Here is a 10673-nt window from a genome sequence, read left to right on the forward strand (position 1 = left end):
GCCGCGAAAATCGCCGCCAAGGAGCTGTCGTCGACTGAGGTCACCCAGGCCTACCTGGACCAGATTGCGGCGACCGATCAGCGGTATGGCGCCTTCCTGCATGTCGCGCCCGACGCGGCGCTGTCGGCGGCGGCCGCTGTCGACAAGTCACTGGCCGCCGGTGAGCAGCCGGTCTCGGCGCTGGCAGGGGTCCCGCTGGCCCTCAAAGATGTGTTCACCAGCGTCGACATGCCCACCACCTGCGGCTCGAGGATCCTCGAGGGCTGGCGTTCGCCCTACGACGCGACGGTGACCGCGCGGTTGCGCGCAGCCGGCATCCCGATCCTCGGCAAGACCAACATGGACGAGTTCGCGATGGGTTCCTCGACGGAGAACTCCGCATACGGCCCGACCCGCAACCCGTGGAACACCGACCGGGTGCCGGGCGGCTCGGGTGGGGGCAGCGCCGCCGCGCTCGCGGCGTTTCAGGCCCCGCTGGCCATCGGCACCGACACCGGCGGCTCGATCCGGCAGCCGGCCGCGCTGACCGCGACCGTCGGGGTCAAGCCCACCTACGGCACGGTCTCCCGCTACGGCCTGGTGGCCTGCGCGTCGTCGCTGGACCAAGGCGGCCCCTGCGCGCGCACAGTCGTCGACACCGCGCTGCTGCACGAGGTGATCGCCGGACACGACCCCCGCGACTCCACCTCCATCGACGCCGCGGTGCCCGACATCGTCGGCGCCGCAAAAGCCGGAGCCGCGGGCGATCTCAAAGGCGTACGGATCGGGGTCGTCAAGCAGTTGCGCGGCGACGGCTATCAGCCCGGCGTGCTTGCGTCGTTCAACGAAGCCGTCGAGCAGTTGACCGCGCTCGGTGCCGACGTGTCCGAAGTCGACTGTCCCCATTTCGATCACGCGCTACCTGCCTACTATCTGATTCTGCCGTCGGAGGTGTCGAGCAACCTGGCCCGCTTCGACGCGATGCGCTACGGGTTGCGCGTCGGGGATGACGGAACACACAGCGCCGAGGAAGTGATGGCACTGACCCGGGCCGCCGGATTCGGGCCGGAAGTCAAGCGGCGCATCATGATTGGCACCTACGCGCTGTCGGCCGGTTACTACGACGCCTACTACAACCAGGCACAGAAGGTGCGCACGCTGATCGCGCGCGACCTCGACACCGCTTACCAATCCGTCGACGTGCTGATTTCACCCACCACACCGACGACCGCGTTCCTGTTGGGGGAGAAGGTCGACGACCCACTTGCGATGTATCTGTTCGACCTGTGCACGCTGCCGCTGAACCTGGCCGGACACTGCGGGATGTCGGTGCCGTCCGGGTTGTCCGACGACGACAACCTGCCGGTCGGCCTGCAGATCATGGCGCCGGCGCTGGCCGACGACAGGCTCTACCGGGTGGCGGCGGCCTACGAGGCCGCCCGGGGACCGCTGCCGTCGGCCATCTGATCGGCTGCCGCAACGGCTCTCTCGGGGCAAGATGAACACATGCGGATTGGAATTCTCACCGGGGGTGGTGACTGTCCGGGCCTGAACGCCGTCATCCGGGCGGTGGTGCGGACGAGCGACTCGCGATACGGGTCGTCGGTGGTCGGATTCCAGGACGGCTGGCGTGGCCTGCTGGAAAACCGGCGCATGCAACTAGCCAACGACGACCGCAATGACCGGCTGTTGGCCAAAGGCGGAACGATGCTGGGCACCGCGCGTGTCAATCCGGACAAGCTGCGTGCCGGACTTGACCAGGTCAAGCAGACGCTGGACGACAACGGCATAGACGTACTGATCCCGATCGGCGGCGAAGGCACGTTGACCGCCGCGCACTGGTTGTCTGAAGAGAACGTCCCCGTTGTCGGGGTGCCGAAGACCATCGACAACGACATCGATTGCACCGACGTGACTTTCGGCCACGACACCGCGCTGATGGTGGCGACCGACGCCATCGACCGGCTGCACAGCACGGCCGAGTCACACCAGCGGGTGATGCTGGTGGAGGTGATGGGCCGGCACGCCGGCTGGATCGCGCTCAACTCCGGGCTGGCTTCCGGGGCGCACATGACGCTGATCCCTGAGCAGCCCTTCGACATCGACGAGGTGTGCCGACTGGTCAAGCGGCGCTTCCAGCGCGGCGATTCCCATTTCATCTGCGTGGTCGCCGAGGGCGCCAAGCCGGCCGAAGGTTCGATGAAGCTGGCCGAAGGCGGCACCGATGAGTTCGGCCACGAGCGGTTCACCGGGGTGGCCGCGCAGCTGGCGATCGAAGTCGAGAAGCGGATCAACAAAGACGTCCGGGTCACCGTGCTCGGCCACGTCCAGCGCGGCGGTACGCCGACCGCCTACGACCGGGTGCTGGCCACCCGGTTCGGGGTCAACGCCGCCGACGCCGCGCATGCCGGCGAATACGGGCAGATGGTGTCGCTTCGTGGTCAGGACATCGGCCGGGTACCGCTGGCCGACGCGGTCCGCCAGCTGAAGCTGGTACCCCAGAGTCGCTACGACGATGCCGCCGCGTTCTTCGGCTGACGCTCACGCCGAAGGGATCCGTGACGTAACGGCTAGCGGTAACCTGACGAAGATGTTCGGCCTTTTGACCTGCGGCGGGTGGCAATGACTGCTGAGCTGGATGGCCACGGCGGCGAGGTCGATCAGGCCTTCGCCGGAGCGCCGCAGCGCGTCGGGTGGTTTCGCTTTTACTTCGAGGACCAACGCTGGGAGTGGTCGGAGCAGGTGCAGCGCATGCATGGCTACGAGCCGGGCACGGTGACCCCGACCACCGAACTGGTGCTGGAACACAAACACCCCGAGGATCGTGGCGAGGTGGCCAAGACCATCGACGAGATGCTGCGTGCCCGCCGCGCATTCAGCACCCGGCATCGCATCGTCGACACCCGTGGCGTCGTGCACCAGGTGGTCGTGGTCGGCGACCTGCTCACCGACCCTCAGGACGTGGCGATCGGCACACATGGCTACTACGTGGACATCACGCCGTCGTCGGATCGGGCGCGTGAGGACCTCATCTCGGCGAGGGTCGCCGAAATCACCGAGCACCGCGCGATCATCGAGCAGGCCAAAGGCATGCTGATGCTGATCTACGGCCTGGACGATGACTCCGCTTTCGATCTGCTCAGATGGCGCTCGCAATCGAGCAATGTGAAGCTGCGCCTGCTGGCCGAGAAGATCGTCGACGACTTCCGCGCCGTCCGCGACGACGGCATCACTTCTCGATCCGCGTTCGATCACGCGCTGCTGACCATCGACGAGGGAGTCCGCGGCGACGGCGATGGCAAGGCCGCTTCGACCGCCAATTAGGATCGACCGCATGACTTCTGCTGCGAGCGCCGCCCACGCGCCCGGGGCGGAGCTGCTCGATTACGACGATGTGATCGCGCGCTACGACCCGGTGCTCGGCCTGGAAGTGCATGTTGAGCTGTCCACGGCCACCAAGATGTTCTGCGGCTGCGCCAACGAGTTCGGCGCCGAACCCAACACACACGTGTGCCCGGTGTGTCTCGGCCTGCCCGGATCGCTGCCGGTGCTCAACGAGGCGGCCGTCGAGTCGGCGATTCGGATCGGCTTGGCGCTCAACTGCGACATCGCGCCGTGGGGCCGGTTCGCGCGGAAGAACTACTTCTATCCGGACCAGCCGAAGAACTACCAGATCTCCCAATACGACGAGCCGATCGCCGTCCAGGGCTACCTCGATGTCCCATTGGACGACGGCACCACCTTTCGGGTGCAGATCGAGCGCGCCCATATGGAGGAGGACACCGGGAAGCTGACCCATCTGGGCAGCGACACCGGGCGGATCGCCGGGGCGACCACCTCGCTGGCCGACTACAACCGAGCCGGTGTGCCGCTGATCGAGATCGTCACCAAGCCGATCGAGGGCACCGCCGAGCGGGCACCGGAGATCGCCCGCGCCTACGTCACAGCACTGCGTGGCCTGCTGCGTTCGCTGGACGTCTCGGATGTGCGGATGGACCAGGGTTCGATGCGCTGCGACGCCAACGTTTCGCTGAAACCGAAGGGAGTCAGCGAATTCGGCACCCGAACCGAAACCAAGAACGTCAACTCGCTCAAGAGCGTCGAGGTGGCGGTCCGCTACGAGATGCGGCGTCAGGGTGCCGTGCTCGACTCGGGTGGCCGAGTGATCCAGGAGACCAGGCACTTTCACGAGGACGGTTACACGAGCTCGGGCCGCACCAAGGAAACCGCGGAAGACTATCGCTACTTTCCCGAACCCGACTTGGAGCCGGTCGCGCCCAGCCTTGACCTCGTCGAGCGCCTGCGTGAAACCATTCCCGAGCTACCATGGTTGCGCCGCAAGCGGATTCAGCAAGACTGGGGTCTCTCCGACGAGGTGATGCGTGATCTCGTCAACGCCGGCGCCGTCGATCTGGTTATCGCGACCGTCGATCAAGGCGCCTCCAGCGAACAGGCCCGGGCCTGGTGGGGCAACTTCCTGGTGCAGAAGGCCAATGAATCGGGCGTTGAACTCGACGAATTGCCCATCAGCCCAACGCAAGTCGCCGCGGTGGTGGCGCTCGTGGACGGCGGCACGCTGACCACCAAGCTGGCCCGCCAAGTGGTCGAGGGCGTGCTGGCCGGCGAGGGTGAACCTGAACAGGTGATGACCGCGCGCGGGCTGGCCGTGGTGCGTGACGACTCGCTGATCCAGGCGGCGGTCGATGAAGCTCTGGCCGCCAATCCCGATGTGGCCGAAAAGATTCGCGGCGGCAAGGTGCAGGCGGCAGGCGCGATCGTCGGCGCTGTGATGAAGGCGACCAAGGGGCAGGCCGATGCCGCGCGGGTGCGCGAGCTGGTGCTCGCGGCCTGCAGCTAGAACAAGCTGGTCAATTAGCCGAACGGATGGGCAAGCGGAGCCAGCACCAACTGGAGGCCCGGATAAATGCGGATCGATTGTCTGTTCGCCGAGCATCGCTCCGAGCAGGTTGCCCGGACCCGTGTGCATTTTCCGAACGCTACCGGTTTGAGTCGTGGGTATGGTGGGCGACGATGACGAGCATCGGCGATCAGCTTCGTGAGCAGACAGTGGACACTGTTCTCGGCCGAATTCGGCTGCAAATAGGGGGATCCGGTTCCCCTATTGTTTTCTGGCCCAGCCTGCTGATGACCGGTGACATGTGGTACGGGGTTGCCGATGGTCTTATCGCGCGACGGCAGGTGGTGCTGGTCGACCCGCCCGGGCAGGGCGGCAGCCAGCCTCTGACGCGGTTATTCAGCTTCGACGACTGTGCCCGGTGCGTGGTCGACATCCTCGATGGGCTCGGTATCGACAAGGCGCACTTCGTCGGCAACTCTTGGGGCGGCATGATCGGCGGGACCTTCGCCGCCACCTATCCCGAGCGGATCGGGGGAGCGGTGCTGATGAACTGCACGGCGGGCCGGGCCGGCGCCCGCCAAAAGGTGCAGTTCGCGGTCCTGCTTGCACTGGCGAAGTGGACCGGTGGGATAGGAACGCTGCTGAATCGGCCTGTGCTGAAGGCATTCCTGGGGCCGACCACCTTTCGGCAGCGTCCCGAGGTCGTCGCGCACGTCCGTAACACAGTGAAAGCCGTGGACGTCGCATCTGTCTCGTGGGCGGTGAAGAGTGTGGTCCCGCGCCGGCCGGACCAGCGTGCCTTGCTCGGCACTATCAAGACGCCGGTGCTCGTTGTCGGCGGCGTCGAGGATGTGACCTTTCCGCCGCGGGAAGCGATCGCGATGGCCGATGCCATCCCCGGATCGTCGGTCCGGGTGCTCGATGGGGTGGCCCACCTGGCCGGCTTGGAGGACCCAACGCTGGTCAGTGCTTTGGTGGAACAGTTTCTGTTCGGCGACAACGAAAACGGCTCTGACGCCGCATAATCGGCGCTAGCGTCCGAATCGCCGCATCGGCTTGACACGCCTGTTCGGTGGCCAAACCGGTGACCAGGTCGACAAATTCGATCACTGTTCATCGCATCCCGGCCCGCATGGCATGCCGATCCTCGACGACGCGGTGGCGTGGTTCGTCGGCACGACGCTGAAGCGAGTCGACCTCGGCGATCACGTCGGCTACCTGTTGGAACCGATTGGCGGAGCAGCCGGGGAGCCGAAGGACGAGCTGATCAGCTTCCCCGACATGGCCGATCTGACACCGGGCCACAACGCCTGAGACGTTAGGTCTTGTCGTCGTTGGCCCGCGGGAAGCCGCCGCCCTGCGGGAACAGCGGGAACACCACGTCGTCGAGTTTCATGGCGTCCCCGGCGGTTTTGTTGACCGTCGCGCCCCATACGTTGCCGTCCGGTGACATCCGCAGCGCCCATGCATGTCCGTGAGTGTCCTGGCGAACCACATCGGGTGGGCCGGTGACCGCGCCGGTGCCCTGGGCCAGGTGGACGGCCACCGTCTGCTTGGTGTTGACCAGGTTGACCAGCACGGTGCCGTCCAGCGCCGAGCAGCCGGCCACCCCAGGTCGATCCGGCCACGTCCACACGGTGGAAACCTTGGAGTCCTTGGTGATTCGCTGCAGCCGGTCGGCGGTGGGTGCGCGGTCGACAACGAACATCGAGCCATCGACGGGGTCGGTGCACAGGCCGCCGCCGGCGCCGATTCCGCTCAGCGCGGTCGTCGGCGGCGCGGGGTGCAGCGTGGTGGGCTGCTCGAGCCGGAGCACCTTTCCGGCAAGCGATGCCGGATCGTTGGCCATCGCCGGGTTGCCCGCGTCGCCGGTCATGACGACCAGCGTGGTGGGGCTGGTGAAAAGCAGTGCGCCGGTGTTGCCGTTGCCGCCTTTGGGAATTCCGGTCAAGATGTCTTTGGGGATGTCGCCGTCGGCGACACGGATGACCCGATTGTCGGTCGGTGTGCTGATGTAGGCGTACATCAGTCGGTCCTGTTTGTAGGTCGGGGACAACACGATGTCCATCAGCCCGCCGTCGCCGGCCGGGTCCACCGGGATGACGGTTTTCACCTTGGGTTCGGCGCTCACGGACACCTCTTTGACCGCGCCGGTCGTCCGCTCGGCAACCAAAGCCGATTTGCTGTCGGGTTGCATGAGCAGGCCGCTGGTGCTCTCCAGGCAGCCCTGCATCACTCCCGGCGCCGGGCATTCCTTGGGGAATGGCTTGTCAGGCAGCGGCGGGGGTGGTGGTGGTGACGAACTCGGCGGAGGCTGCCGTTCGGGATTGGTGGTGAACGGTTGCGACTGAATGTCGTTGAACTGGGCGCAACCAGCCAAAACGAGCATCGTCGCGCAGAGCACAGCCGAACTGCGCCGCCCCGACCTCCACAACCGCATAGCTGCCAGATTACGGATATGTCCGCTCCGGTGCCCGTGACGGGTACCGCACGCCATCCGCCGTCGCCCGCAAACAACCGGCCCACCCGCGACGACGGGCAAATCGGACCACCGAAAGCGCCGCTCAAATCCCCGATTCCCAGGAAATTGCCCTTACCCTGGCACGGGTGAGCAGTCAATCGAAAAGCACACATTGGCAACGACCGGACTCATCCGCGATGCCGACTGCGGAGCGGCCGACCTCCGCGAGCGTGGTCGACCCCGAAGACGACCTGCCATCGGACACCTATGCGGGTGATTTCGAGACGACCCTGATCCCGCACTACGACTCCAATGATTCCGGCAGCGTGCGGTCGTCGAGCAGTGGCGTGGGTGTGATGGGCGGCCACGAGCCATTGCCCTATCAGCCCCAGCCCACCGGCGGGCACTCGATATTCGCGCCCGACGGGATGGACGGCCACGAGCACTTCGACGACGAGCGGGTCCGCGCCGCCGCCCGTCGCGGCACCCAACCCCTGGGCCTGTTGATTCTGCGGGTGGGCCTCGGTGGCGTATTCGTTGCGCACGGGCTGCAGAAGCTGTTCGGCTGGTGGGGCGGAGAGGGTCTGACAGGCTTCAGGAACGCGCTGTCCGGCATCGGCTACCAGCACGCCGACATCCTCACCTACTGCGCCGCCGGCGGCGAGATCGCGGCGGGCGTGCTGCTGGTGCTCGGCCTGTTCACTCCGCTGGCTGCGGCCGGCGTGCTGGCCTACCTGACCAACAGCCTGCTGGCCGGGATGTCGGCGCAGCACGGACCCCGGTCGTTCCCGTACTTCCTGCCCAGTGGGCACGAATACGAGATCACGCTGATCGTGATGGCCACCGCGGTCATCCTGGCCGGCCCCGGGCAATACGGCTTCGACGCAGGTCGCGGCTGGGCCCGTCGACCGTTCATCGGGTCGTTTGCCGCTCTGGTGGTGGGCATTGGCGCCGGCGTGGGGTTATGGATACTGCTCAACGGCGCCAACCCGGTGGGCTAGTCCGCGTACGGATTGGGCACTCGGCCGGCGCTGGCCTGGGTCAGCTGCGGCAGCGTCGCAAAAGTGACCGCCGGTAACCGCAACTCACCCTCGCTTTTGAGCTGAGCGCGCGCCCACGAGCCCCTGCGGAATCGCAACCCGTCGATTTCCTCCCACCGCACCGATCGGCTGCCGAGCAGGGTGCGCACCGCGACACCGTTGCCGTCGGCCTGTGTGCGCAGCCGAACAATCAACGCCGACAACAGCGCCGGGATGATCAGCAGCGGTGCCGTCACCGGCCAGGTCAGCACCGGCACGAGCAGCCCGAGGGCGAAAAAACCCACCGCGAAGTGGGCCATCGGCGAAATGCTGATCACCACCGGCGGTGTGGATGGGTTTTCCTCCGCTGAATCGGTGGCCATGCATGCATCATGGCACCGGTATCCGGTGGCGACGACAACGCCTGACCTGCGCGGTCCGGCAACCATCGGGATTTGACGTTTGACCAGTACGGCGGCTACCGTCGTGGGGCGATGAACACTTCTGGAAAGCTCGTAGTAATCCGCATGCGCGTTGGTGCCTGACTGATCAAGTCCACCGACGCGCAACCCTCGTGCAGCTGCTGAGCTGACGGGGGTTTTTTGTTGCCCACCATCGAAGTGAGTCAGCAAAAAGATCACCTACAACTTTCCAGAGCGAACAACGACGAAGAGGACACAGTGAGCGCACCCACCAGGCCGCATTCCGAGCCGCCGGCACCGGCTTCGACGCCTGCGTCGCAGGATGTGGCACGCATCGCCTCCGATGCGGCGAAGCCCGCCGCCAAGCCGCCGACGGCCCGGCCGAAACATGTTGCGCCTGAGCAACTCACCGGCGCACAGTCGGTAATCCGGTCGCTGGAGGAGCTCGACGTCGAGGTCATCTTCGGTATCCCGGGCGGCGCCGTGCTCCCCGTCTACGACCCGCTGTTCGACTCGAAGAAGCTGCGGCACGTGCTGGTTCGCCACGAGCAGGGCGCCGGCCACGCTGCCAGCGGCTACGCGCACGCCACCGGCAAGGTCGGCGTCATGATGGCCACCTCCGGTCCCGGGGCCACCAACCTGGTGACTCCACTGGCCGACGCGCAGATGGACTCGATCCCGGTGGTCGCCGTGACCGGCCAGGTCGGCCGTTCGCTGATCGGCACGGACGCCTTCCAAGAGGCCGACATCTCCGGCATCACCATGCCGATCACCAAGCACAACTTCCTGGTGCGCGACGGCGACGACATCCCGCGGGTGATGGCCGAGGCCTTCCACATCGCCGCCAGCGGACGGCCGGGCGCGGTGCTCGTCGACATCCCGAAAGACGTGCTGCAAGCCCCGTGCACCTTCAGCTGGCCGCCGCGCATGGATCTGCCTGGCTACAAGCCGAACACCAAACCGCACAACCGGCAGATCAACGAGGCCGCCAAGCTGATCGCCGCAGCGCACAAACCCGTGCTCTACGTCGGCGGCGGGGTCATCCGCGGCGAGGCCACCGAGCAACTGCGGGAACTGGCCGAGCTGACCGGCATCCCGGTGGTCACCACACTGATGGCGCGCGGCGCCTTCCCGGACAGCCACCACCAGCACCTGGGCATGCCGGGCATGCACGGCACCGTCTCGGCGGTGGCCGGGCTGCAGCGCAGCGACCTGTTGATCGCACTCGGCACCCGTTTCGATGACCGGGTCACCGGACAACTCGACTCGTTCGCCCCTGAGGCCAAGGTCATTCACGCCGACATCGACCCGGCCGAGATCGGCAAGAACCGGCACGCCGACGTGCCGATCGTCGGTGACGTCAAAGCCGTGATCACCGAGCTGATCGCGGCACTGCGGCACCACGACGCAACGGCCAAGATCGACATCGCCGACTGGTGGAGCTACCTCAACGAGGTGAAGGCCACCTACCCGCTGAGCTACGGGCCGCAGAGCGACGGCAGCCTGAGCCCGGAGTACGTCATCGAGAAACTGGGCGAGATCGCCGGCCCCGACGCGGTGTACGTCGCGGGCGTCGGCCAGCACCAGATGTGGGCCGCGCAGTTCGTCTCTTACGAAAAGCCGCGAACCTGGCTCAACTCCGGCGGTTTGGGCACCATGGGCTTCGCCATCCCCGCAGCCATGGGTGCCAAGATGGCCCGACCCGACGCCGAGGTGTGGGCGATCGACGGCGACGGCTGCTTTCAAATGACCAACCAGGAACTGGCCACCTGCGCGATCGAGGGCGCACCGATCAAGGTGGCGTTGATCAACAACGGCAACCTCGGCATGGTGCGTCAGTGGCAGACCCTGTTCTACGGAGAGCGGTACTCGCAGACCGACCTGGCCACCCACTCGCACCGGATCCCCGACTTCGTCAAGCTGGCCGAGGCGCT

10 protein-coding genes are annotated in these 10673 nt (G+C 66.4%); 8 read left to right on the forward strand and 2 right to left on the reverse strand.

Annotated elements, in window-relative coordinates:
- From gatA to VN856_RS15970, 6 genes are all read left to right on the forward strand, one after another.
- The coding region (gene gatA, locus VN856_RS15945; RefSeq protein ID WP_325690688.1) for an Asp-tRNA(Asn)/Glu-tRNA(Gln) amidotransferase subunit GatA at positions 1-1446 on the forward strand (1446 nt) is incomplete at its 5' end.
- A 39-nt stretch (positions 1447-1485) separates the two neighbouring features.
- A complete protein-coding gene (locus VN856_RS15950) occupies positions 1486-2517 on the forward strand; it encodes an ATP-dependent 6-phosphofructokinase (RefSeq protein WP_325690690.1) in 1032 nt (343 codons plus the stop codon).
- An 84-nt stretch (positions 2518-2601) separates the two neighbouring features.
- Positions 2602-3303, forward strand: coding sequence for a PAS and ANTAR domain-containing protein (locus VN856_RS15955; protein ID WP_325690692.1), 702 nt, complete (start codon positions 2602-2604; stop codon positions 3301-3303).
- A 10-nt stretch (positions 3304-3313) separates the two neighbouring features.
- Positions 3314-4837, forward strand: a complete 1524-nt coding sequence (gene gatB / locus VN856_RS15960) for an Asp-tRNA(Asn)/Glu-tRNA(Gln) amidotransferase subunit GatB (protein ID WP_325690694.1) — start codon at positions 3314-3316, stop codon at positions 4835-4837.
- Positions 4838-5010: 173 nt separating this feature from the next.
- Entirely contained in the window at positions 5011-5862 is an 852-nt protein-coding gene (locus VN856_RS15965; RefSeq protein ID WP_325690695.1) for an alpha/beta hydrolase, read from the forward strand.
- Between the two features lie 31 nt (positions 5863-5893).
- Complete coding sequence (locus VN856_RS15970) at positions 5894-6151, forward strand: flavin reductase family protein (protein WP_325690696.1); 258 nt, start codon at positions 5894-5896, stop codon at positions 6149-6151.
- Positions 6152-6155: 4 nt separating this feature from the next.
- Here VN856_RS15970 and VN856_RS15975 read toward each other — a convergent pair whose 3' ends face one another.
- Positions 6156-7277 carry a PQQ-dependent sugar dehydrogenase gene (locus VN856_RS15975; protein ID WP_414686971.1) on the reverse strand — a complete coding sequence of 374 codons (1122 nt, stop codon included), beginning with the start codon at positions 7275-7277 and terminating at the stop codon, positions 6156-6158.
- Positions 7278-7495: 218 nt separating this feature from the next.
- Between VN856_RS15975 and VN856_RS15980 the strand changes: the two genes are divergently transcribed.
- Positions 7496-8299 (forward strand): DoxX family protein, encoded by an 804-nt coding sequence (locus VN856_RS15980; protein ID WP_325690701.1) that lies wholly within the window; start codon positions 7496-7498, stop codon positions 8297-8299.
- Here VN856_RS15980 and VN856_RS15985 read toward each other — a convergent pair.
- Entirely contained in the window at positions 8296-8700 is a 405-nt protein-coding gene (locus VN856_RS15985) for a PH domain-containing protein (protein ID WP_325690698.1), read from the reverse strand. The genes VN856_RS15980 and VN856_RS15985 overlap by 4 nt on opposite strands.
- Before the next feature lie 372 nt (positions 8701-9072).
- Between VN856_RS15985 and VN856_RS15990 the strand changes: the two genes are divergently transcribed.
- Positions 9073-10673 (forward strand): acetolactate synthase large subunit (locus VN856_RS15990; RefSeq protein WP_414686972.1); only part of this gene is annotated, 1601 nt, incomplete at its 3' end.

The organism is Mycobacterium sp., from assembly GCF_035603715.1.
In the GTDB taxonomy this organism is placed as follows: domain Bacteria; phylum Actinomycetota; class Actinomycetes; order Mycobacteriales; family Mycobacteriaceae; genus Mycobacterium.